Below are 23,700 nucleotides of genomic sequence, written 5' to 3' on the forward strand. Positions count from 1 at the left end.
ATGATGTAAATATTTCTGTCAACATGGCAAACTGGGGACCAATTTCGTTCGATTTTTATTCCTTTGGATCACTCGTTGGAGTGATTTTTACCTTTTATAATGCCCAATTATTTCTGACTGTAAAAGAAAAATCCCGAGCTACTTATCTCTTGGGAATGGGAACCTTATCGCTGGGTTTTTTTCACCTGGCGTACATGATCAATTTTTCCTTTCTCGGGCCTGCAGCGGCGTACATGCGCTGGCTTGTGATTCCTTCCGCATTGATTGGAGCCGCTTATCTTGCAAGTTTCTTTCTGTCGTACCCCGAAGATACGTATCCTAGGTTCAGAAAGTATCTGTTTATTTCGATGATGGCAGTGGTTGCGGTTTTTACGGTATCATTCGCCTATATCAGTTTAGGTGCCGGGAGAACTTATTTTTTCTCAGGTCATTATTGGGACTTTCCTTTGGCGAAATTCTACAAACTGTACTCTCTTGCCGTGCTGGTTTATTTCGCGATTTTTGCCACAGTAGGAGTCGTTCAAATCATAAAGACTACAAAGGAATTGAGATTCGTACTTGCCATCATCCTATTTTCCTTTTTACTCATTACGATCGTTCCGGGTATTTTGAATGCCCAATCCAGAGACGGTGCCATCGAGAGAGGTTTGTTCCAAACCATCACCGACTTACTTCTGGTAGTCGGTTTATTTATCGCGATTGTCGTTTATATCAACAATACGAAAGACAAAACAACGATACTTTCCAGAATCATCGGGATTTCTCTCGCTACATTTCTACTTATCATCCAGTTGGTTGCTTATGTTTCCATCCAGCAAACCGAAGTTAGTTTTGACAGGATTTATTTCCAGCAGGCTAGAAGTGCGGTGATTGACGAAGATAGTAGAAAGAAAGTTTCTTTCTTTTTCACCTATGACTTGAATTCGAAGGAAGGTAAATCTTTGAAAGATCCGGAGAATACTACTCTTTCTCCGAAGGAATATGTGCCCGAATTTTGGAACTCCTGGTTGTATGAGGAGATTATCTCCATTTCCGACTCGGAGTCTTTGAGAGACAGATTGGATCCGATTCTTGCTAAGATGCCACCGGATAGCAAAGGTTATGTGTCCGAAATCAAGTCAGCTGTGGATACCGGAGGTGTTACCACTTCCTCCGGACTTGTATCTTATTTGAATTCCTTGAAAAGAAAGATTTTATATACCAGAAACAAATGGAAGGAAATCGCACCGAATGAAGTGAAAACCAAAGGAAAGGCGCTTTTTTCCTTAAAATCAGGACCGATGAGCAGTTTTCATTCCACTGCCGTTTCGATCATCGACTCTCCTTTGCCGGAAGAAACGATTTGGAACAAAGTGAATATTTTGCTTTCTCCCATGACCCACACCGGTGAAAGAAACTACAGAGGAAAGATTCTGTTTGCAGAGAATGCTCCCAACTTCCATTTTTTCATCAGCTATTTTATCGTAGATAAAAAGGAAAACAAAGTATATGAAATCGGTTTTCCTTATTTGGACTATCGTGATTTCCAACATCAATCCTCTCTCCCATGGATGTACGGAGTGATTGCGATTGCAGCGATCGTTATTTTAGGATTCAGGTTGTTCTTTTTACGTGCGCTCATCAGGCCGATCGAGCAGATCATTGAGGGCTTAACGGAAGTTAACTCTGGTAACTTGGAACACAGGCTTGTGATCCATGTGGAAGACGATATCGGATTTATGGCGCGTTCCTTCAATAGGATGGTGCGTTCCATTCAGGCTGCCCGCAAAAAATTACAGCAGTATGCGGAACAGCTGGAATCCAAAGTTCAGGAAAGGACCAAAGAACTGGAAAACACTCTAAAGGAAGTCCAAGCTCTCAAACACCAGCAAGACGGGGATTATTTCCTAACTTCTCTTCTTCTTCAACCTTTTTCCGCCAATCATGCCAATCATGATAATGTACAAGTGGACTTTCTTTTGGAACAAAAGAAAAAATTCACCTTCCGGCAACATTCGAAAGAGATTGGAGGAGATTTGAATATTGCCAATCAAATCTTTCTCAATAGCAAATCTTATACGGTGTTTTTGAATGCGGATGCCATGGGAAAATCCATGCAAGGTGCGGGCGGTGCACTTGTACTTGGTTCGGTGTTTGAATCCATCATCACTAGAACACAACTTTCTAATGAAGCGCGCAGAACTTATCCGGAACGTTGGATCAAAAATACATTTATCGAGCTTCATAAGGTTTTTGAAGGATTTGACGGTTCCATGCTTGTTTCTCTTGTTTTGGGACTGATTGATAATGAGAGTGGTTTGCTGTATTTTATCAATGCGGAACACCCTTGGATCGTTCTCTATCGGGACGGGATTGCGAGTTTTATGGAGAACGAATTGATGTTTCGTAAGTTGGGAACAAGCGGAGTCGCAGGGGATATTTATATCCGCACTTTCCAACTCGAGCCGGGTGACGTAGTGATTGCCGGTTCCGACGGTAGGGATGATCTCTTGATTTCCCATACTTCCGAAGGGAAAAGAATCATCAACGAAGATGAAAGGCTTTTTTTGAAAGTCGTAGAACGAGGGCAAGGTGATTTGGAGAAAATCTACGACGAGTTGCAAAAAATAGGAAGTCTAACGGACGACTTATCTTTGTTACGTGTTTCCTTTGTGGAAGAGAGGGAAAAGGCCCGAATAGAAAAAGAAAAACTGAAGGAAATCCAAAGTCTTCTGGGAAAAGCGAAGCAAGCCTCCGATTCTCAGGATTTGCAGGAAGCGGTTGCTTATCTGGAAGAAGCAAATTCTTTGGAAGCAAATATCCCAGAGATCAAAAAGAAATTCATCCAACTTTATCTGAAATTGAAGGATTACGGTAAGGCTAAGTCTCTTGCGAGAGATTATAGCGAATTAAAACCAATGGATACCGAGATCATGTATGTGACTGCTTTCTGTGCTAGGAAAGTGGCAGACTTGAAAACAGCGATAGATTTCGGAGAAAGGGTTCGACTTCGTGACCCTCAACATGTAAAAAACCTGATCAACTTGGGTCAGACTTACTTAGCTGAGAAAAATTACATCCGTGCAGAGATCATTTTGACCTCAGCAGTGGTTTTGGATCCAGAAAATCCGAGTTTAGCACGGCTTTTGGATCATATTCGTAAAAAACAAAGTAAGATTGAGCCTGTTGCATAAGTCTAAACTTTCAGAGTGACGAAAACTTTCACCAATATCGTTTGCGAAACGAGTTTCTTTTCCTTTAACAAGGAAGAATGGAATCGCCTTGTTCCGGAAGATTCCCTGTTTCAGGAATGGGAGTTTTTATCGACTCTGGAGTCTTCCGGTTGCATTGGAAGATCGGGGGATTGGGACATTCGAATTCTTTCTTACCGTGAAGCGGGCGTTCTCTTGGGGGTTTTGCCTTTTTATAAAAGAAAAGATTCCTACGGAGAATATATTTTCGATTTCCAATGGGCGGATGCATTCCATCGGGCAGGTATTCCTTATTATCCCAAATATTCTTCCGCTGTCCCATTTACACCTGTTACAGGGTCAAGAGTTTTGGTATCTCCTGATATTACAGAAGAAGAAAAACTGATAGAGATTCAAAAATCCCTTTTGGATGCGCTTGTTTCCAAAGGGGAAGAAGAATCCGTTTCTTCGGTTCATGTTTTATTTTGTAAAGAAGAAGAATTGAAAAGCGGCAAGTTGTCCGGTTTTGTTCCGAGAATCACTCACCAATACCATTGGTTCAATAAAGACTTTCAAAGTTTTGAAGATTATCTTGCCACCCTTGTCAAAGACAGACGCAAAACCATCAAACAAGAACGTAAAAGAATTGCGGCACTTCCCATTCGAATAGAAACCCTAGTGGGGGAAGCAATTCTAAAAGAACACGCAGATATTTTCTACACTTTCTATCAGGATACCCATTCCCGAAAATGGGGACAAGCCTACCTGAACCATCGATTTTTCCAAACCATATTCGAAGTGATGAAACATAGAATCCATTTGGTGCTCGCAAGTGATGAATCCGGAAAACCGATCGGAGGAAGTTTTAATTTTTACAGGGGGGATTATCTTTTCGGAAGGTATTGGGGAGCCACTTCCCATATTCCCAATCTGCATTTCGAATGTTGCTATTATCAGTTGATTGAATTTGCAATTCGGAATAAAATGAAACGTGTGGAAGCAGGAGCACAAGGGGAACATAAATTTCTCAGGGGATACGAAGCGGTTCCCATGTACAGTATGCACTATATTTACAATAAATCCGGAAGACAGGCGATTTATCATTATCTGGAAAAAGAAATTCTTATGGAAGAAGCCAATATCAAAGAATACAATCATCATTCACCCATCAAATCCTTACGCAACGGAGATGGAAATGGCAACTAAAAGATCCAATCAATCGGAAGACGATGTTCTTTTGCAGGAAAAGCAAAAGATAAAATTGAAAAAACCAAATCGCTATAAGGTGATTCTCATCAATGATGATTTCACCCCCCAGGAATTTGTGATCTGGGTTTTGGCGAATGTTTTTCGAAAAACTATGGAAGAATCTCGTCATATCATGTGGACGGCACATACAACCGGAACGGCGGTTTGCGGAGTTTATCCTTTGGATATTGCCCGTACCAAAGTGGAAGAAGTACATAAATTGGCTGATGAAGCGGGACATCCGTTACAATGCCAGCTAGCAAAAGAAGAAGAGGAGGGGTGATGAATCTATCTAAAGACATGGAAAATTCTCTCGAGACCGCAAGAAAGGAAGCGGCGAAATACAATCATGAATTCATTACACTGGAACATCTATTGTACGGACTCACTTTCAATGAAAAAGCGAAGGAAGTGCTTCTCAGTGTGGGATGCGATATAGAACTGTTACGCAAGGAATTGGAAACTTACTTCGTAGAAGACCTTGCAACGATTTCGGTTCCTTCTCTCTCAGTGCAACCCCGTTATACGGTGGGAGTTCAATTTGTCATCCAATTCGCAGCGTTTCATGTTCAAAACAACGGTAAAACGGAAGTGGACGGAAGCAACGTGCTGGTAGCATTATTTAGGGAAGAGGATTCCCAAGCCTGTTATCTATTGGCAAAACAAAATATCTCCCGTTTGGATGTGGTTCGTTTCGTGTCCCACGGAACCAAAAAAAGTAAAAACACGGAAGAAGCTTTGCCTTGGGAAGAAGAGGAAGTTTTAGCGGATGAAGAAAACAAATCCGCATTGGACAAATTTTGCGTCAATCTGACGGAGAAAGCCAAACAGGGAAAATTGGATCCTTGCATCGGACGCGAAGACGAAATCGACAGAACCATTCATATTCTCGCGCGCAGACGCAAAAACAATCCTATCTTTGTTGGAGAAGCGGGCGTCGGTAAAACTTCCATTGTAGAAGGACTCGCCCAAAGAATCGTACAGGGAAAAGTTCCCGACAGTCTTAAACATTTTATCATCTATTCTTTGGATATGGGGCTTGTAATGGCAGGCACCAAGTTTCGGGGTGAGTTTGAGGAAAGGCTCAAAAACATTCTGAATGAAGTTGTGGGAGATCCGAATAAGGTTATCTTCGTGGATGAAATCCATACCATTGTAGGTGCAGGCGCCGTGTCCGGAGGAAGTTTGGACGCATCCAATCTGATGAAGCCTGCACTCGCCAATGGAGAATTGAAATGTATAGGAACGACAACTTATAAAGAATATAAATCCATATTTGAAAAGGATCATGCGCTATCTCGTAGGTTTCAAAAAATCGAAGTAGAGGAACCGAGTGTCGAAGATGCTGTGAAAATTCTGAACGGCCTAAAGCCGAAGTATGAAGAATTCCACGGAGTCAAATACAGCCCGAAATCCATCCAATCCGCTGTGGAATTATCCAATCTTTATATCCGGGACAGACAATTACCGGACAAAGCAATCGACCTTATGGATGAGGCAGGCGCCTTTGTTAAGTTACGCGATGAAAAAAAGGAAAATGCAAAACGCCAAGTTAACCTTCCCGAAATAGAAGCATTGGTTTCAAAGATTGCAAAAATCCCTCCCAAAACCGTGAAGACCGATGACAAAAAGAAATTGGAGTCATTGGCGGCCGATATGCAAACCGTAGTTTTCGGACAAGATCATGCCATAGAACAAGTTGTAGATTCGATTCATTATTCCCGTTCCGGTCTTGCAGGAGAAGGAAGGCCGATCGGTAGTTTTCTATTTGTGGGACCGACCGGTGTGGGCAAAACGGAAGTGGCGAAAACCCTTGCGGAAAAAATGGGAGTCGCCTTCCTTCGTTTCGATATGTCGGAGTATATGGAAAAACATTCCGTTTCCAGACTTATCGGTTCTCCTCCCGGTTATGTGGGATACGATCAAGGTGGCCAACTAACAGACGCAATTGCAAAAACGCCTCATTGTGTGCTTTTGTTGGATGAAATAGAAAAAGCCCACGAAGATATTTATAATATTCTGCTTCAAGTAATGGATCATGCGACTCTTACCGATAGCACTGGCAAAAAAGCGGACTTTAGGCAAGTGATACTGATCCTTACCACAAATACAGGTGCCCGGGAAAGTTCCAAACCACTACTTGGATTTGAACAGTCAAGTTATGACGATCGAAGTATGAAAGCGATCGAACAGACCTTTTCTCCCGAGTTCCGAAATAGGCTAACGTCCGTTATTGAATTTCATCCTTTGACAATTCCGATCGTGGAAAGAATCGTGGATCGGATGTTTTTGGAATTAAAAGAGAAAGCAAAACGAAAAAATGTGCTGATCGAATTATCCGAAGAGGCTCGTACTTTTCTCGCGGAGACAGGTTATAATAAGGAAATGGGTGCAAGACCGATTCAAAGAATCATTGACACTGAGATCGGCAAACCTCTTTCCAAAAAGATCTTATTTGCTTCCGATTCCCATGAAAAATGGAAAGTGGTGATCGTAAAAGATACAAATGGGAAACCTAAGATTGATCTGGAAAAAGAGTTGAGCTAAAAGCGAAGTAGAATGATTAAAGAACCGTTTTTACGGTTCTTTAATCATAAATGCTGTCTTCTTTTTGAAAGGTTAAAAATCCGAATAAAAAGGAAAATGCAGAGACGATGGAAAAGATATAGAAGGTGATTTTGAAATTAACTTCCTTCTCGTTGATAAAATCAAAATAATATCTGGTAGGTTCCAGATATCCCCAAATCAATATGATCGCCAGAACCAATTGTGTTGCAAAAAACCAAACCCTTACCCAAGAGCTTTTCCAAAAACCGAGAAAGAAAAAATTAAGTAACGAAACCAGTATGAATAAAAAATTCCACTTCGGTCCGATGTTTACCGTCTCGGGGGAATCAAAAAACCGGATCTCATAACTAAACCAAGGTAAGACGCTAAAAACCAACTGTAAAAAAAGCAGTATGAAAAAGATCTGATCCAGCAAGATCTTTTTTTTCCAAAAATGAAATAGAAACAAAGATCCCGAGCGTGCAATATGAATCCAACCGAGTAATACAATTCCGATGGAATTGACGGAAAAACGTAAAAACTGGATTAGGTTGGCAAATAGAATCCGCATTTTAACCTTTTACTTCTACGGTGAGTTCCAACTCTACGCAAGCATCCAAAGGAAGGGAAGATACTCCAATCGCAAAACGAGCGTGAGGTCCTTTCTCCTTGAATATTTCATTCAGTAGCTCGGATGCTCCGTTTGCTACCAGATGTTGCTCCGTAAAATCGGGAAGGGACGCTACGTAAACCCCCAATTTTAAAATCCTCTCCACTTGGTCTAAAGAAGGGATTTGTAAAAGTAGAGTGGAAATCGCGTTCAGACAGGCAATGCGTGCTTGCGCTTTTGCCGTTTCGAGAGTTACTGTTCCACCTAATTTACCTTTGACGGTCAGGGCACCTGATTCCATCGGCAACTGCCCGGAGGTAAAAATCAGATTTCCCGTCCGAATGGAAGGGAGGTAAAGCGCTACTGCTTTCGGAGGAGGAGGTAAAACGAGTCCCAGGGACTTTAAATTGGCTTCGATATCCATCTCCAGGTAGTTTTTTGGGATCTGGGTCCATTGGCAAAAAAAAATAAATTTGGCGGAAAAATTCAGAACGGAATTGACTTTTGGCAGACTAATATGTAGAGTGCTAATTGAATTGGCACTAAAAATAAGAGAGTGCTAAAGGAGAAACTCAGATGCTTTTTCGAATTCTAGACAATCCTACCCGTTCCAACCCGTTTTGGAGAGATTTTGACAGATTGAATGAAGAGATCACCAAATCCATTTTGGACTCCCAATTTGGAAACACACGTAGTTTTCCTCCCGTGAACGTATATACGAAGGAAGAGGAAGCTCTTGTGGCATTTCTTGTTCCCGGTCTAACCCCTGACCAAATTGAAATCTCTGTAAAAGATAATCTTCTGACCGTTCAAGGTAAAAAGAAAGAAGAGGTACTCGCAGAAGGAACCGAAGTTCTCAGACGTGAGATTTTTTCCGGAGAATTTGTGAGAACCGTTGAGCTCCCTTTTAGAGTAAATCAAGAAGCGGTTTCAGCCAAATACACAAACGGGGTCTTGAACATTCACCTTCCTCGCAGAGAAGAAGACAAACCTAAAAAGATATCCATCGTAGCCGAATAAGGAGGATCATATGACAGTTGCTATACAAGATAAACCGGAATCAAAAACCACAGAAGTTAAAACGGAAAACAAAGAGAAGCTTCGCACTTACTCTCCGAACGTAAATGTTTTCGAGAACGCGGAAGCACTCGTATTTCATTTCGAAATGCCGGGAGTGGATGAATCCACTGTCGAGATTGTTTTGGAAAAGGACAGTCTTGTTGTGGAAGGTAAGTTTAAAGAAAACCTTTTTGAAAAAGGAAATCCTACTTATCTGGAATTCAAAGAAGGAAATTACTATCGAAAATTTACTCTTGGTAAGTTGGTCGATTCCGAAAAGACAAAGGCAAAAATCAAAAACGGATTTTTGGAACTAACTTTGCCTAAGATCGAACCTAAGAAGAAAAAGGTCGAGATAGAACAAGGTTAAAAATAAGTCATCCCAAACGATGTGTGTGTTTGCCCTTAAGGTGAGAGCCTTAGGGGCTTTTTTTATTTATTGTTTCTTAGTTACCAATTTTCCCGCAAGATAACTCATCGGAATATAAGCGCCCGCCAAATCCAAAATAGTAAACCAAAGAGGAGAAGGAAGCATCAGGATGTTTGCGATTCCTCCAGCAAGGAAGAAGGCTCCGATACCCAATGCAAATTTAATTTTATGATTTGTTGCGATGATAGCTGCCAGAAATGCGCCTGCGAATGTACCGAGAGCATGAGCTAAAAAAGGGAAAATGAAATGTTTCGGTTGGAATAAATGAATGGAAGCCTTCAGACCTTCCATCGTAGTAACATCCGCTCCGTCAGGCGGTGGAATGATACTTCCGCTCACCGTGATGATTCCCATATTCACAACACTTCCTAAAATGCAACCTGCCAGGACTGCCAAAATGTTTTTGATCATCGGATTCATACTTTACTCTCCAAATTATATTTCAGGAACAAATAATGTATGACCTTTCGGCTTTGTTCAACCTTTATAAATCAAAAAAAGTAGGTTATCCTAAAATCAATTTGAGTTCCGCAAGTAGTCTGTCGTTTTCCTCTTTGGTCCCGATGGAAATTCGAACATAGTCTTTGGGGATTCCTTTGGAAAAATAACGAACCAGAATGTTTTTTTCTTTGAGCTTGAGATAGATTCCTTCGGGAGAAATTCCCGGCTTCGGTTTGCAGAAAATAAAATTCGTAGCACTGGGAGGAATTTCAAATCCAAGATCTGTGAGTTCTTTGGAAAGCCTTGTTCTCTCTTCCAAAACTTTGGTCCTGCAGATTTGGAAATATTCTTCATCGTTCCAAGCTGTGACTGCGATCGTTTGATCCAAAATCCCCACATTATAAGAATCTTTCAGTTTTCGGATCAAATCGATGAGTTTCAATTCCCCCACGATAAAACCCACACGGAGACCTGCGAGAGAGTAGGATTTGGAAAAGGTTCTTGTGACTACCAGATTCGGATGATTTGCAATTTCGGGAATCAGGCTCGTTCCCGGTTCCGTAAAATCGATATAAGCCTCATCGGAAAGTACAACTCCTTGGAATCCTTTCACAAGTTCCAAAAGTTTATTTCTATCTTCCAGTATGCCTGTAGGTGCGTTGGGGTGGGCAAAACAAAGCAGTTTTCCTTGTTCCCGGGAAAGTGTTTCAAAATCAAAATGTAAATCCGATCTGAGAGGAATCGTTTTGTATTTTGCACCTAACATCACTTCTTCGGTAAGAACCGGATAAAAGGAATAGGTAGGTTCCGGTGCCACTACGGTATCTCCTGGAGCAAGTAGTGCGTAAAATAAAAGTCTAAGCGCTTCGTCGGAGCCGTTGGTTACTAAAATCTGGTTCGGATCCAGATTGTATTTTTTTGCGATCGCATTTTGCAATTCGCTTGAATGGTAATTGGGATACTTTCGTAAAACCCCGGACGTTATAATTTCATTCACCGCCAATTGGATCTTAGGTGAAGGAGGATATGGATTTTCGTTTGTATTGAGTTTGATTACCTTTTCGCCGAGGCCCGGTTGTTCTCCAGGCACATAAGGTTTGAAATCGATGACCTCTCTACGGATATAGTCGGATGGGTTTTTTGCTGTCATTGTTTTTTAAAGCCGATTGAGTGCGTTGATATAGGCTTTGGCACAAGCTTCGATGATATCCGTGGAATCCCCTTTTCCAACCACTCGTTTGCCTTCGTATTCGATGGTTACGGATGCTTCCGCCATTGCATCCGTTCCTTCCGTAACAGGAGAGATCACCAAACGGGAGAGCAGAGGATAGACTCCTGTGATTTTGTCAATGGCTTTGAAGATACTATCTACAGGACCGTCTCCTTCCGAGGTGGATTGTTTTTTGGCTTTGTCTACAAGCAAAGTCAAACTGGATACGGGTGTTTTTTCGGAACCGGTAGTTTGTTCGAAAGAAACCAGTTCGTATTTCTCATCAACTCCCGTTTTGCGGGTTTCCGATTGAAAAAGAGCGATGATATCTTCATCAAAGATTTCTTTCTTTTTGTCGGCAACTTCCAAAAACCTTTGGTAGGCGTTGTCCAGATCTTCCGGTTTCGGATCGAATCCCAGTCTGATGATTCTGTCTTTGAATCCGGCTCGTCCCGAGTGACGACCAAGCACCATTCTATTGGATTTCAAGCCGACGGATTCAGGCGTCATGATTTCATAAGTTTGTCTGTTTTTGATCACACCGTCCTGGTGGATTCCGGATTCGTGAGCGAACGCATTGGTTCCCACAATGGCTTTGTTAGGTTGAACGACCATTCCGGTAATCGTCTTAACCAAGTAAGACGCTCTCGTGATCAGAGTTCCGTCTATTTTTGTTTCCACTCCGAATTTGTCTTTTCGGGTACGAAGTGCCATGACAACTTCTTCCATAGCCGTATTCCCGGCTCTTTCTCCGATCCCATTGACTGTGCATTCGATCTGTCTTCCACCTGCGAGGACCGTAGCCAGGGAATTGGCCACGGCAAGTCCCAAGTCGTTATGGCAATGCGCTGAGAATATGACTTTGTCCGCTCCTTTGACTTTTGTTTTCAGGAAATGAAAGAGTTCTCCGTATTCTTGCGGGGTTGTATATCCGACAGTGTCCGGGATATTGATTGTGGTCGCACCTTCTTCGATCACGACTTCCACGAGCTCCCGAAGAAATTCCCATTCTGACCTAGTTGCGTCTTCCGGAGAAAATTCCACATCTTCCACAAATCCCCGGGCCATTCTGACTGCGTCTTTTGCCATCGCCAAAACTTCGCTAGGTGACTTGTCCAATTTGTGTTTCATGTGGATGGGAGAGGATGCGATAAATGTATGAATTCTTTTTTTTGCAGCCGGTTTTAATGCGTCTCTTGCCGCTTCCAAATCCGGTTTTAGAGATCGTGCCAAAGCACAGATAATAGGCCCTTCTATTTCCCGGGCAATTCGTTCTACCGCTTTGAACTGAACCGGAGAAGAAACAGGAAAACCTGCTTCGATGATATCAACCTTCATTTTTGCCAGATGTTGTGCGATTTCCACTTTTTCATCTTCGCTCATGGCGGCACCGGGGCATTGTTCTCCGTCTCGGAGAGTGGTATCAAATATGCGAACGTAATCTTCCATCTCTTTCCAGAACAATACCTAGAAGTCCTTTGTCAAGGAGTTCGGAATCCATTCAAGATACGGCTCAGTGATTTGTTCGGATAAGGGAAGCCGGGTGTTCCAAAAAGGATGAGGAAAGGCATTTGTGATCCAAAAATAGGGGGTTTTTTTTTGGCTAACGGGATAGGATTTGATTTTACCTTCACTCCAGAATTGGAGGGGATTTTGGGTTTTGTAATTAGTGAGAATTTTTCTGTTTTTTGAAACTTCCTTCAATTGTCCGACTAAAATCTTTTTTTCCTCTCTTAGAGTAAAACCGTAATCCGACAAAATCAAACAGGAAAGAAAAGAGAGCAAAAGTATCACGGAAAGGCTTATCTGTTTTATATAAACCGTAAAAAACGAATAAGCCCTCCATCGGGAAAAACATAAAAGAGTAGTTAGGATAATTAATGTTATTGTAAAAGGTAGGAAGTATCGAATCGGGTAAGGGTGTTCGTAAACAAACCTGGCAATGATTCCCGTGGCAAGTAAGGAAAGAATTCCTTGCGAAATGAAAAATATACTTTCTCTCCGGAATCGATTTTTGTTTTTTACGATGAAAAAATAAAATATTAAAATACAAAAGGGGAGTATGAAAAAGATACTTGCTCGGTAAAAGAATAACTTAAAAAAATCAAAATAATAATTTCCAAATAAAAACAGAATCCTTCCTACGGACAACCCGTCTATCTTTCTAAGTAAAATGGAGAAGGAAGATTCCACAGGAAAAAAATTTCCTTTCGGGAAAGAAAAAAGAATCCATTCTCCCGTAAGGACGACTAAAACAAAAAACAGGATAGTGTAGATCTTTGTTTCTTTTCTTTTTGTAAATAGATTGCCTGCAAGAAAAGGAAGTATTGCAAAAACAAGAATCAACCTGTCGGAACCGTATGTAAAACCGAGAAAGATCCAAACGAAAACCAATTTAATCCATGTGTTACTTTTTTTTAATAGGTCCGCGCCGAGGTTTCGGGGAAATACCTGAAAGAGAATATAAAAAGAAAGCATAAATCCCGTTATATGGTGTCCATTGGTGTAAATCAGTCCCCAAGGATTTTGTTTGTTCGGATAAATGAAACCTACGAACGAGGAAGATACCGAAAAGAACAGAACAAAGGCAAGTATACTTAAGACCGATTTTTTCTTTCCCATTCTTTTGCGAAAAAAAACGTAAAGAATGAAAAGATAAACCGGAAATAAAATCGCTCCGTAGAGACTCGGAATGTATTCTTCCGGAAAGATAAGACTCAGTCCGTATACGATTGCACCGTCGGGAAAAAAATATGAAGAAGGAGGAAGATACCACCCTAATGGTATGGAGCTAAGAATATCCCGAACAAATAAGGGAAGATACAGATTGTCCGCATGATATACATAGGAAAAATAGAAAGACTCGCAGGCCAGAAAGGAAAATATAAATCCGATAAATAATAAAATCCCCATCTACGAGAATACTATCCGTCTTCCCGTGTTTTCGGAAAAGAATTAAACTTTTTTCTAATCCGTGATGAAATGTGCTGAAATGGATTTTAAACTGGCACTCATGGATGATAATTTCCGGGCGAAAGTTTGGATGTCCTTTGCAGTATTGTGAATGGTTTCGGAACCTTCCATCAGATCACCGATGGATTTTGTTACGGTATTCAAACTGGTTTTTTGTTCCTGGGATACAAGTTGTACGTCTTTCGCAAATTCAGATAGGGATTTAATATTTTTCGTATTTTCCAAGGAATCTTTTTTCTGTTCTTCGATGTCAGTTTCAATCGTATGAAAACTGAGATTCAAATCCTGTAGATTTTCGATCACGGTCCGGAAAGTATCTCTAACTTTGATTACATTGTCTCTTCCCGAAAAAATATCCTTATTTGTGATTGAGATAAGCGAGGTCACTTCCTTTACACTGCTCATCGTTTTGTCGGCAAGTTTGGATATTTCCATCGCTACCACGGCAAAACCCCTTCCTGCATCTCCTGCCCTTGCAGATTCAATGGAAGCGTTGAGAGAAAGAAGGTTGGTTTGATCGGATACGGAAGTGATGAGTTCGATTACGTCTTTGATTTTTTCCGCGCTCTTACTTACCATTTCCATGGAATTAGTTGCATTCTGAATGTAATCCTCAGCTTGTTTTGCTTTTTCCAAAGACGAGTTTGTGGATTGGCAGAAGCGGTGGACCGAGTCGTAAACTTTGGAACTGAGTTTGTCCAGATTTTCCATATGGATGTTGACTTTGAAGATATTTTCCGCAATCGTTTCCACTCTATTACTGATGTTTTCGATGGAATCCACCATTTCGGAAAGTCCGGTTGCCGCCTGATTCAGGTTATTTGCCTGACTGGAAGCGATTTTGATAAACTCGACTGATTCCGATTCAAATTCTCCCGAAATATGATTCATTGCACTCACGCTTGATGACATTTCCATAATGATGTCCCGAATGTTCTTTTGCATATGCGAAATCAGGTTTAGGATCTCACCTAACTCGTCCTGATTTCCCTCGGGAATCCGATTGTTTAGCTTGCCCGAAGCGATGGAACTTGCGGAACTTAAGACCGTAAATACCGGTTCCGATATGGAATTGATAATGAATTTGGAACTGAAAAAACTAATAACGATCAAAACCAAAGAGGAAATCACCAAAGCATAGATCACTTTCAAATTGAAGTTTACTGTATCGGAAGTGATTTTCTCAGCTTCTTTCTTTTCTATGGAAATGAATTCGGAGATTTGGATCTTTAAATCGTTTGCGATGGGGGAGATTCCTCGTACAAAAATAATTCTTTTTTGTTCTCTCATTTCAACGCCGAACGTTGAAAATTGTTCGTTCAGTTGTTTGAATTGGTCAAAGGAAGAATTGAGTTTGGCAAATAACTCCAGATCGGATTTTGATTCGTCGGTCGATTTCAAAGATTCCAGTCCTTTCGAAATGGACTCAAGGGATTTTTTAATTTTCGAATTTTCTTCTTCGTTTACAACTATATCGTCTGTAGCTATTAATCGACTGGCACTGAGTTCGATGGATTGAATGGTTTGGGAGATATTTTCCAGTTTACTTAATTTTTGGAGTTTGTTTTCCACTATGAGCTTCAATGCGCTGGACGAAAGCAGATTGCTCCAAACACCCATAAATGAACATAAGATCAATGATATGGAAAGAAATCCAAAACCTAATACAAGTTTTGTTTTGATCTTCGTGTTGGCTAAGAATGAGATTGCTTTCAATGATATTACTGTTTTTTCAATGTATTGATATAACGAATAAGGCTTTTTAAATCGGAATGGGAAAATTCCTGTCCCCAGGGAGGCATAAAGGAAGATCTTCCTACTGCTTGTCCTCCCTTCGTGATAATTTGGTATTTTTCTTCGTCAGTTAATTTGCTGATTTGCAAATTGGCAGGTTTTACATTCTTACCGTTTGCCAATTTGCCGTTTCCTAAACCTTCCGATCCATGACAAAGTATGCAATATTTTTCAAAGATTTCTTTTCCCTTTGTGAGTTCTAAGTCCTCGACCGAATTGCAACTTTGCATTACTGACGAGGCAGATACCAAAAAGATAACAGATAAAAACCGAAATCCTTTTTCTTTTTGCCTTTCTATCATTTAACAATGATTTCCATCTTCATTTCGGGATGGATCGCACATTGAACCGTAATCGTCCCGGGTTTATCAAAGACGACTTTTTTGGTTTCCCCTTTCTTATACGAACCCAAGTCGAAGATCTTTGCGGGAGAAAGAGAATATACATTATGAAAGAAATCATCTTCGTTCGGAAAACTAACGGTATCTCCTACATGAATGGATAATGTTTTTTCCGTGAAGGATTTGTTTTTTTGCGCCACTGAAAATTCTTTCACTGCATAGAGCCCGGAACATACTAGCATGCCTGTTAGAATAGCAATGATTGTTTTGTTGCGCAATGGATGTATTGAGATTGATTTCATATTCTGATTCCTTATTATTTTTACTTTAAAGACAAACTTAAGCTTATCATTGAGGCAACCTAGGTACCAAAATGGTAATTGGATCGCCCGTAAGGGTTTTCATAAAGGCAACCAGATCTTTTTTTTCTTCTTCGGATAATCCGAGAGGAGAAATATTCGGACTTAAGTTTTCTTTATTGTCTCCGCCCCGGTCGTAATGTTCGACGACTTCTTCCAAACTATTGTACATCCCGTTATGCATATACGGTCCGGAAAGTGTAATATCTCTCAAAGTGGGCGTTTTAAATGCACCTTTTAATATTTTAATCGGCAGATGCTCGAACCTCCCCACATCCACCACTCCTTCTTCTTCTTTCAAACCTATGTTATGAAATCCGTTATCACTGAAGTTGAATCCCTGATGACATAGTATACATTTTGCTTTGCTATTGAACAAATCGAAACCTCTTTTGGCCGAGTCGTTCACTGCCGTTGCATCGCCTGACCTCCATTTGTCGAAAGGAGAGTTCTTGGAGACGACGGTTCTTTCGAAGCTTGCAATCGCATTTGCAATCGTATCAAAGGTCAAACCTTCTTTTGGAAATGTTTTATCAAACAAATCAACATAGGCGGGAATCTTTTTTAATTCTTTTACAAGCTCCTCGGGATTTTGATTCATTTCTCCCGGAGATTGAATCGGTCCTTTGGCTTGTTCTTCCAAAGAAGGAGCGCGTCCGTCCCAAAATTGCAGAGCACCGAAACCGGCGTTGATGATTGTAGGAGAGTTGCGGCCTAATTTCTGCATTCCATGACCGAGCCCTTTGGGTAAACCATCGGACCATCCTAGGCTCGGATTGTGGCATGTGGCGCAACTGATCCAATTGGAGCCGGAAAGTCTAGGATCGAAGAACAACATTTTTCCTAGAGCGATCTTTTCGGGAGTGATCGGGTTGGTAGTAGGGCTAGTCACTTCGCTTGGAGTGACCAAGTTGTCTTGATTTGACTTGAACCCTTTGCATTGAATGAGAAAGAAACTCAAAATGATAACGGAAAAAAACTGAATCTTGTCAATAATTTGCACTACTACCCCCGAAAGAATCAGTCACTACTATCATATTTTTACAAGGATTCAACTAAAAAATCAAGATGCTTGGCAAGAATTTGCAATATCTTGACTAAAGAGATTCCGCCGAAATAGCTCATATAAATTTGCAGAGGTCGACGATTTTGGTTTCATTTTCACTGGATGAGTTTTTTAGTATGTAAACAGTAAGCAGTATTTTTATGATCCGTTTTTATTCCGTAAATTTGTTCGGAGGAGAAGACACTAGAGTCTCCTCTTCTTTTTACAAGCGTTTGTTTGGTTGGGATTCGATTGTAGAATCGGAAGGACACTCTGAATTATGTACGAAGGAAGGAGTCAAAATCGTATTTTCCAGAAGGAAACCGGGGTGCAATGTGGATCCTGGTACGATCACTTTGGAAGTGGAGGAAGATTCTGAACTTTCTTTGGATGAGTTTAAAGAAGAAAAATATGAAACCTGGGCATTGCCCGCGATAAATCAAAGTTATACGGCCTATCTTGATCCATGGGGGAACAGGATTTGGATTTATCGAAAATCGAATTCCAAAATTTCATAAATTAGAAAAAGTTTTTTAATTTTTTCGGGATTCTAAAAATACCTTCAAAAGATCCGGACGGTCTGTAATGATTCCTGATACACCCGCATCGATCAAACGTATCCAATCCTTTTCTTCATTCACAGTATATGGAATTACTATCAGATCCTTTTTCGATAGATTTGCTACCCATTCCACGTTAACGGAACTATGGTGAGGTAAAATCAGATCAGGTTCGGAAAGTTCCCAAAGGGATTCGTCCCATTCTTTGTCCAGAAGTTGTCCCCGTAACAAACCCGGATCTTTTAATTTTACTTTCTCCAAAAGATGGGAATCGAAAGAAGAGATAAAAATTCTATTTTTGATATTTAAATTTCGAATCAAAGGAACAAGTGCCTCTGCAAGACGAATTCTTTCTTCTTCCAATCCTTCGGATTTCACTTCAATATCAAAGACTGTATCATTCGGCATATTTTCGATTAATTCTTGTAATGTGGAGATCCGTTCTCCTGCAAATTCTTTGGAAAAAAAAGAACCTGCATCGTATTTTTGAATTTCTGCCAAACTCAAATTCGATACTTTTCCCTTTCCGTTGGTTGTACGGTCTATCGTTTCGTCGTGGATGACCACAAGTTCCCCGGAGCCGCATAACATAGTGTCGAGTTCGAAGTATTTTGTGAAAGGATAAGACTTTCTAAAGGAGACGAATGTGTTTTCCGGAAAAAGCCCTCGGGCGCCTCTGTGCCCCATATTGGCAATTCCGGTACGGAGTAGTTCTTTCAGTTCCTTTTTTCTGGGTATATGTTTCATCGTGTATACCGTTTAGGCAGGTTGAATCGTATTTTCCTTTCCGGTTTCTTCCATGGCTGCACTGGTTAGTTCTTTTTTCAGGTTTTCTCCCAAATAACGGTCAATGTACATATGAACCAGGTAAAGCAAAGGAGTGATCAGAATGGCAACACCTAACTTGTATAAGAAGTTTGTGTTGGAAATGGAAACCAGTTTTGAAACCGCATGGTATTTTCCGAGTGCGATAAAGATAACAACATAAGAATCGATCAATTGTGATAAAATTGTGGAACCTGTGGCACGAAGCCAGATATGTTTGCCTTTGGTTTTTTTGCGTAAAAAATGAAATACCTGTATATCAATAAATTGACCGATCAGGTAAGCCACAACCGAACCGATGATGACTAGTCCCGAATTGGCAAAGACGGTATTGAATGCAGAATCACTGATGGGAGAGTCCGGGTTTGCGGGAATTTGCATGTCCACAACGATTAAAACATAAGCCAAACTGATCATCACCATACCTATGATGGTAGTCGTTCTTACTACTTTTCTTCCGAAGTATTCATTTAATAAATCGGTAATGATAAACGTAACGGGAAAAGGAATCACACCCATCGTCATAGTGAATCCGAATGCGGTAAATAATTTACTTCCTGTTAATTCCGCCATAAGTAGGAAGGTAAGAAAAAGACTTAATAATAACACATACAGTACAACCGGTTTATTGCTTAAATAGGGCATAGAACATTTCCTGAAATTCCAGTGATAAATAAATTTACGCTAGAAGGGCGGGACTCCTTACAAAATATGGATACAATCAACGATTGAACCACCAATCAGATTTTATACTCTACTCTTTTTTTTAAACACACGATACAATAAGTAAGAATAAATCCATGTCCGAAATGCAATCAGAACCAACGTCCGAACCAAAACGAAAATCGACCTCTTTTTCCCCGAAAGCGAAATATACATTTTTATTTGCCTCTTGGGTATTTTTATCCGCGTTCTCCTTTTACTTGGGAATGAACCTGATGGCAAAGGAAGGGGGAATTTCCCTTTCTTTAAAAAACCAATCTCCCTTTGGAAAATCCGAAGAAGTTGCACAAAACTCCGTTGAAACCTCATCCGAGGGAAATGAGTCTTCCGAATCCAATTCTACGGAAATAAAGGAAGAAAAACCGACTTCCGTTTTGGAAGAAATTACAAAGGAAGAAGTTCCTCCCGATTTCTCCATAGATGAAAATGTATCTTTTCGTGCATCCGCCTGGTCGACCGATTGGAGCGCAATGCGGAAGACGGTTCATCTTTATAATGAAATCCATCCGTTTATCTATACGATGCGTGGCGGACTTTCCAATAACGGTGAATTGATTTCTTCCTGGTCACAGACTGCCAGAAAAGAAAGAGTCGCAGAACTACGCCAACTCAATCCGAAAGTAAAAATCATTCCTACTATTTTCCGTTGGGAAAACCCGAAAGAAAAGATCCAGGAAAATATCGGAATGGGCGGAAGAACAGATATTCGTGACAAACACATTCAGATCATCGTGAATGAGATTGAAACTTACGGTTACGATGGAATCGATATTGATTACGAAGGAATGAGCTGCGATAAAAAGGAAAAGTTCGAAGATTTTTTCGTACTACTTGCACGCGAAGTTCATAAAAAAGGAAAACTTCTTTCCGTTGCGGTTCACCCGAAAACTCCTTCCGATAAGAAAAAAGATCTCAATTGCAAGGGACTCTCCAAGCCGATTCAATTGGACTTCCGTGAAAATTGGAGAGGACCGACAACTCATGATTATGCGTTCCTTGCCAAACATGCGGATCGTGTCAAAATCATGGCTTATGAACTACATCCCAGAAAATACCACAACCCCGGCCCCGGACCGCAAGCTCCGAATGTTTGGTTGAAAGACATCATCACTTACGCTAAAAAAAGAGTTCCTACATCCAAACTTTATATGGCGATTCCTACTTACGGATATGATTGGGCATTGAATTGCAAATCTTCCGCCAAAGCAATTTACCATTCGGATGCTCAGAGAATCCGAAGCGGAGCTCATAAAAAACACCAACCGACGGATATCAATCAGATTCTTACATCCGAAAACAAAATGGGGTCTTGGCGCAACTTATCGAAGTTTGCCGACATTCACAAAAACCGCGCTTACGAAGATCCTTCTCTCTGGTATACTAGCGGTGGATGCGATCGTGTTGCTTTTTATATGAACAGAAAAGCGTTCGAAGAAAAAATGACCTTGCTCCGCAAATATGATCTGGGAGGATTTTCTTTCTGGCAATTGGTAACGGACAATGATCCTGAAATCAACGAATACCTGAGCTTACTTGTTCAAGGCAAACTTCCCGCCGTGGAGAAAATATCTGACAAAGAATTGGATGATTCTTCCAAAAAAGTCGTTGCGGAAGAAAAACAAATCAAACTAACAAAGATTAAAGAAAAAACGATTAAAAAAACAGCCGTGAATTAAATTCATGAAACCCACTGCCGTTCTTTCCGATGATCCGATCCTTTTGGGAAAAATCATTGAAAGAGGGGGAGTGGTCGTTTTTCCCACCGAAACCGTCTATGGAATCGGTGCTTCCAGTTTGAATTTTGACGCCTGCCGTCGCATCTACTGGATCAAAAACCGCCCCGTTGACAATCCTCTCATTGCTCATTTTGCAAGTATAGACCAGATTCGTAGATATTGCGTCCTTTCCAAAGAGTCGCTCCTTCTCTTCGAAACTTTTTCTCCGGGCCCTCTCACACTTGTTTTGGAGAAACAAAACGATTCCATCTTTCCTCCTGATCGCAAAACAATTGCTGTGCGAATCCCTTCCCATCCTGCTGCAAGGAAATTGATCGAAGCATCGGGTGTTCCTATCTCCGCGCCTTCGGCGAATCTATCGGGAAAACCTTCCTTTACCCGAAGGGAAGATGTCATCGAATGTTTTCAAAATCTTGTGGATGGAATCTTAATTGCGGACGATCCCGAGATAGGAATCGAATCCACAGTAGTGGATATGACAAAACCGAATCCTGTTTTGCTTCGCCCCGGTAAAATTTCGGAAATCGATTTGCGAAGTGTTATTCCGCGTTTGGTGTTACCTTCTTCGGAGATTCTTTCTTCGGATAAACTCAAAGACCAGGTGGAACTCGTTCCGGAAAGTCCCGGAATGAAATACAGGCATTATTCTCCCGAGGCAAAAGTAGTTTTGCTAAATAAAGAAGAATTTGCGGATCTGGTTTCCAGAAACCAACCGGCAAACATAAGCGGTTTGGAATCTGTTTTTTCCCGGAAAAAAATCGGATTTATCGGTTTCGGTTTTTCTCCGATTCATAAATGGGATAGAATCCTTTCGACAAACGAAGATTATATGAAAGAACTTTATTCCTTTTTTGTGGATGCTGACAAATTGAATTTGGATATCTGTTATTGTGAAATCCCAAAAGACGGTCCGGATCAATATGCACTTATGAACCGTCTGGAGAAGGCGAGAAACAAATAGTTTTCTTTAACGGTTTTTCCAACGTATCCGAACGGAAGAGAGATACAGATCCCGATTCATCCATCCGTTCTGCAAAAAAATCTCCATCCCGGTTATTTCTCCAAGCATTTGTTTCAGATGCAAACCACCGAAAGAAGGAAGTTCCGATCTGAAATCGTATTCGGGAAGTTCGTAGGAAACGGCAAATCTTGTTTTGGGAAACTTATCCTTGATGGATTCCAAAACATCCAGAATACCACCTAACTTATCTACTATTTTGTTTTCAACATTCGGTAGATAGACTCTTCCGCCTCCGAGGGTTTTCATTTTTTCCGGTTCTATTTTTCTTCCTTCGATCACTCTTGCATAAAACTGAGATTCGATTCTTTTGATTTCTTCTTGCAGATAACGAACCGACTCTTTTCCGAGAGGGGTATATTCCGAAAGAATGTCTCTATACGGATAAAAACCTACAGATTCCTTTTTCACTTTGGCTCTGTTGTATAATTTCTTCAAGTTGGCACGCACCATCACTGCACCGATGGAACCTGTAATGCATACCTCGGAAGCGGTAATGGATTCCGCAGCACTTGCGATATAATAACCGCCTGAAGCGGCAACATCTTTGAAGTAGGCTAATACAGGTTTTGATTCTTTCAGATTGAGAATTTCCTGGTGAATGAGTTCCGAATGAAATGCGGAACCACCGGGAGAACTGATTTCCAAAACAACGCAAGATACCGATTTGTCTTCCTTTAACTCCCGTAATAGGGCAATCGTTGAATAAGCGGATATTTTTCCTATCTCTCTTTCTTTCTTGGAATAATCTCCCCCCACAATTCCTCCTTCCAAAGGTACGACTGCGATGAGTTTTGCTTTTTTGGGAAGCAGTGAAAAACTGCGTAGTTTATGAAAATGATAACCTATAGTTTCGTTTAATCTGGGTTCGTCGTCGGGTAGAAATTCTTTTTCCGTCAGAATGGAATCTATAAATCCGATCGATCTGAATCCTTCCGCAGTTTGAATCGGTTTGTAAAATAGTTCTTTTTTCAGCTTCCCGTCTAAACTAAGGCTTGTTAGTAGAATGTTTTGCAGGTTTAAAATCAGATCTTCCGTGTTTTTACGTGCGTCTTTGGAGAAACCGTTTCGGGTGAAGCTTTCCGCGAAAGATTTGAAAGGACCGCTTGCAAATGCTTCCACTTCAATACCCCATGCCTTTAAAAAATCACCGTAAAATGCGGTTTCTGCGGAAGGCAACTGGATGTGAAATTCGGAATCTTTTCCGGCATATCGTTCGGAACAGGCGGAAAGAAGAAGTAGTGTTCCTAGTCCTCCCTCCTTCGCATAACCTTGAATAGAGACTCCTCCTGATTTCAGACGATTCAGCTCTTCTTTCACTTCCCAAAATTCGGAAAGGCTCCAATCCATAGGAGGTAGATAAATCTTCAGGGTTTTCAGGTAGGGAACTTTGCCTAGGGAGCGCAAACCGGTTAAAAAATCCAATCGGGTAAGAGTTGTTTCTTTTCCTTGAAATTTGCGGACCAAAAAGGATTTATTTGCGGTTTCGAAGAAACTGGGAAACTCCAGAGAGAGAGTTGTTTTTTTTCTCTGTAAAAAAAGGCTTAGACGTAGGTAAAAGTAGTATAGGACGCGGATCGGGGAAAAAAGGATAAGAAAAAAATATCGCAA

Annotated in this window: 22 protein-coding genes; 9 read left to right on the forward strand and 13 right to left on the reverse strand. The window is 40.9% G+C overall.

The features are described 5' to 3' along the window. The first annotated feature begins 23 nt into the window (after positions 1–23). From DI077_RS08365 to clpA, 4 genes are read left to right on the forward strand one after another with little or no spacing between them, the layout of a single operon-like run. On the forward strand, positions 24–3,173 hold the full coding sequence (locus DI077_RS08365; protein ID WP_109019702.1) for a SpoIIE family protein phosphatase: 3,150 nt from the start codon (positions 24–26) through the stop codon (positions 3,171–3,173). 15 nt (positions 3,174–3,188) lie between these two features. Continuing rightward, a complete protein-coding gene (locus DI077_RS08370) occupies positions 3,189–4,376 on the forward strand; it encodes a GNAT family N-acetyltransferase (protein WP_109019703.1) in 1,188 nt (395 codons plus the stop codon). Continuing rightward, complete coding sequence (gene clpS, locus DI077_RS08375) at positions 4,360–4,701, forward strand: ATP-dependent Clp protease adapter ClpS (protein ID WP_174705626.1); 342 nt, start codon at positions 4,360–4,362, stop codon at positions 4,699–4,701. Before DI077_RS08370 ends, clpS begins: the two co-directional genes overlap by 17 nt. Further along, complete coding sequence (gene clpA / locus DI077_RS08380) at positions 4,701–6,965, forward strand: ATP-dependent Clp protease ATP-binding subunit ClpA (RefSeq protein ID WP_109019705.1); 2,265 nt, start codon at positions 4,701–4,703, stop codon at positions 6,963–6,965. The genes clpS and clpA overlap by 1 nt, the downstream gene beginning before the upstream one ends. A 40-nt stretch (positions 6,966–7,005) precedes the next feature. Here clpA and DI077_RS08385 read toward each other — a convergent pair whose 3' ends face one another. Together DI077_RS08385 and DI077_RS08390 are read right to left on the reverse strand one after the other, a co-directional pair. Then, positions 7,006–7,536, reverse strand: a complete 531-nt coding sequence (locus tag DI077_RS08385; protein ID WP_109019706.1) for a hypothetical protein — start codon at positions 7,534–7,536, stop codon at positions 7,006–7,008. Between the two features lies 1 nt (position 7,537). Further along, positions 7,538–7,999: a RidA family protein gene (locus DI077_RS08390; RefSeq protein ID WP_109019707.1), complete on the reverse strand. Its 462-nt coding sequence runs from the start codon at positions 7,997–7,999 to the stop codon at positions 7,538–7,540. A gap of 152 nt (positions 8,000–8,151) precedes the next feature. Between DI077_RS08390 and DI077_RS08395 the strand changes: the two genes are divergently transcribed. After that, positions 8,152–8,595, forward strand: a complete 444-nt coding sequence (locus DI077_RS08395; protein WP_109019708.1) for an Hsp20/alpha crystallin family protein — start codon at positions 8,152–8,154, stop codon at positions 8,593–8,595. Between the two features lie 10 nt (positions 8,596–8,605). Next, a complete protein-coding gene (locus tag DI077_RS08400) occupies positions 8,606–9,004 on the forward strand; it encodes an Hsp20/alpha crystallin family protein (protein WP_109019709.1) in 399 nt (132 codons plus the stop codon). Positions 9,005–9,070: 66 nt separating this feature from the next. Here the strand turns inward: DI077_RS08400 and DI077_RS08405 are convergent, their stop codons facing one another. The 8 genes from DI077_RS08405 to DI077_RS08440 form a co-directional block, all read right to left on the reverse strand. Continuing rightward, the gene (locus tag DI077_RS08405; RefSeq protein WP_109019710.1) at positions 9,071–9,484 is read right to left on the reverse strand and encodes a hypothetical protein; all 414 of its coding nucleotides are present in this window, start codon (positions 9,482–9,484) and stop codon (positions 9,071–9,073) included. Positions 9,485–9,569: 85 nt separating this feature from the next. Next, on the reverse strand, positions 9,570–10,655 hold the full coding sequence (gene hisC, locus DI077_RS08410; protein ID WP_109019711.1) for a histidinol-phosphate transaminase: 1,086 nt from the start codon (positions 10,653–10,655) through the stop codon (positions 9,570–9,572). Positions 10,656–10,661: 6 nt separating this feature from the next. Then, positions 10,662–12,164 carry a 2-isopropylmalate synthase gene (locus DI077_RS08415; RefSeq protein ID WP_109019712.1) on the reverse strand — a complete coding sequence of 501 codons (1,503 nt, stop codon included), beginning with the start codon at positions 12,162–12,164 and terminating at the stop codon, positions 10,662–10,664. Positions 12,165–12,182: 18 nt separating this feature from the next. Further along, on the reverse strand, positions 12,183–13,628 hold the full coding sequence (locus tag DI077_RS08420) for a hypothetical protein (protein WP_109019713.1): 1,446 nt from the start codon (positions 13,626–13,628) through the stop codon (positions 12,183–12,185). 54 nt (positions 13,629–13,682) lie between these two features. Then, the gene (locus DI077_RS08425) at positions 13,683–15,404 is read right to left on the reverse strand and encodes a methyl-accepting chemotaxis protein (RefSeq protein WP_109019714.1); all 1,722 of its coding nucleotides are present in this window, start codon (positions 15,402–15,404) and stop codon (positions 13,683–13,685) included. A gap of 5 nt (positions 15,405–15,409) precedes the next feature. Further along, positions 15,410–15,784 (reverse strand): c-type cytochrome, encoded by a 375-nt coding sequence (locus DI077_RS08430; RefSeq protein ID WP_242935423.1) that lies wholly within the window; start codon positions 15,782–15,784, stop codon positions 15,410–15,412. Further along, entirely contained in the window at positions 15,781–16,065 is a 285-nt protein-coding gene (locus tag DI077_RS08435; protein ID WP_109019715.1) for a methylamine utilization protein, read from the reverse strand. Before DI077_RS08435 ends, DI077_RS08430 begins: the two co-directional genes overlap by 4 nt. Before the next feature lie 106 nt (positions 16,066–16,171). Beyond that, positions 16,172–17,176: a cytochrome-c peroxidase gene (locus DI077_RS08440; RefSeq protein ID WP_109019971.1), complete on the reverse strand. Its 1,005-nt coding sequence runs from the start codon at positions 17,174–17,176 to the stop codon at positions 16,172–16,174. Between the two features lie 212 nt (positions 17,177–17,388). Here DI077_RS08440 and DI077_RS08445 point away from each other — a divergent pair, with 212 nt between their 5' ends. Next, a complete protein-coding gene (locus DI077_RS08445) occupies positions 17,389–17,745 on the forward strand; it encodes a hypothetical protein (RefSeq protein WP_109019716.1) in 357 nt (118 codons plus the stop codon). A 15-nt stretch (positions 17,746–17,760) separates the two neighbouring features. Here DI077_RS08445 and DI077_RS08450 read toward each other — a convergent pair whose 3' ends face one another. Both DI077_RS08450 and DI077_RS08455 read right to left on the reverse strand, forming a co-directional pair. Then, the gene (locus DI077_RS08450; RefSeq protein WP_109019717.1) at positions 17,761–18,534 is read right to left on the reverse strand and encodes a glycerophosphodiester phosphodiesterase; all 774 of its coding nucleotides are present in this window, start codon (positions 18,532–18,534) and stop codon (positions 17,761–17,763) included. A gap of 12 nt (positions 18,535–18,546) precedes the next feature. Next, positions 18,547–19,257: a queuosine precursor transporter gene (locus tag DI077_RS08455; RefSeq protein WP_109019718.1), complete on the reverse strand. Its 711-nt coding sequence runs from the start codon at positions 19,255–19,257 to the stop codon at positions 18,547–18,549. Positions 19,258–19,421: 164 nt separating this feature from the next. On the opposite strand from DI077_RS08455, the gene DI077_RS08460 reads away from it, so the two are divergent. Further along, a complete protein-coding gene (locus DI077_RS08460; protein WP_242935424.1) occupies positions 19,422–21,011 on the forward strand; it encodes a glycosyl hydrolase family 18 protein in 1,590 nt (529 codons plus the stop codon). A 4-nt stretch (positions 21,012–21,015) separates the two neighbouring features. Further along, complete coding sequence (locus DI077_RS08465; RefSeq protein ID WP_109019720.1) at positions 21,016–22,032, forward strand: L-threonylcarbamoyladenylate synthase; 1,017 nt, start codon at positions 21,016–21,018, stop codon at positions 22,030–22,032. Between the two features lie 6 nt (positions 22,033–22,038). On the opposite strand, the gene DI077_RS08470 is transcribed toward DI077_RS08465, so the two are convergent. Further along, positions 22,039–23,556, reverse strand: a complete 1,518-nt coding sequence (locus DI077_RS08470; RefSeq protein WP_242935425.1) for a S49 family peptidase — start codon at positions 23,554–23,556, stop codon at positions 22,039–22,041. Positions 23,557–23,700 lie beyond the last annotated feature (144 nt).

Origin of the sequence: Leptospira kobayashii, from assembly GCF_003114835.2 — a bacterium.
Classification (GTDB): Bacteria; Spirochaetota; Leptospiria; order Leptospirales; family Leptospiraceae; genus Leptospira_A; species Leptospira_A kobayashii.